At 42.9% G+C, this 681-nt stretch carries 1 protein-coding gene; it reads right to left on the reverse strand.

Annotation, left to right across the window (positions count from 1 at the left end):
* On the reverse strand, window positions 1-547 hold a 547-nt coding region (locus tag ACFFHF_RS11785), incomplete at its 3' end, for a transposase (RefSeq protein ID WP_377058216.1).
* Window positions 548-681 lie beyond the last annotated feature (134 nt).

The raw sequence follows: 681 nt of genomic DNA on the forward strand, positions 1-681 counted from the left end.
AGGATTTTATCATGTTCGCCTTATGCCCAGCTTGGATACGCATGGCGAATGGAATCCGGTTTTCCACCCAATGGTCCATTTTTTTGTAATCCACATAGCCACGGTCCATCACATGGGTCGCATGAGGGTCTACCACGAGATTAAGCATGACTTCACGATCATCCACATTACCTGTAGAAGGAATGACCATGTCGGGATAAGCTGTGCCGGGATCGGTTATCACAATCCGAGTATGTAGCTTCACGCAATTACTATGCTTTGTAAAATACGTCCATTTTCCTAGTGTAGGTCCAAGAAGCAGAGAAGAGGAATCTACGAGATGCAGACGGCCCAAAGAAGGGATCCCTTTTCTGTTACTCGTCAATTTATTCAACTGGGTAACAGCATCAAGAAATAACTGCCGTGGCAGGACCGAAGGTAAGGCATTGACTCGACGACTTAGTTGAGATGCACTTATACTAGTGAGGCCAAACAGTTCTTCTGTACCATCCATGGCACGAATACGTTCTTCTGTTTCCTCGTAGGATTTCCAATTTCCTAGTTGCATAGCGACACAAATCCTCATTAAATTAGCGGTGGTCAGTTTTTTTACTCCGTTGTCTAAGGACGAACCCTTAAATTTTTCAAATGGTAAGAAAGAAAGGCATTTACTAAATACAGTTTGATTTGATATGATGTTAT

The organism is Robertmurraya beringensis (genome assembly GCF_042433785.1).
Taxonomy (GTDB): Bacteria; Bacillota; Bacilli; order Bacillales; family Cytobacillaceae; genus Robertmurraya_A; species Robertmurraya_A beringensis.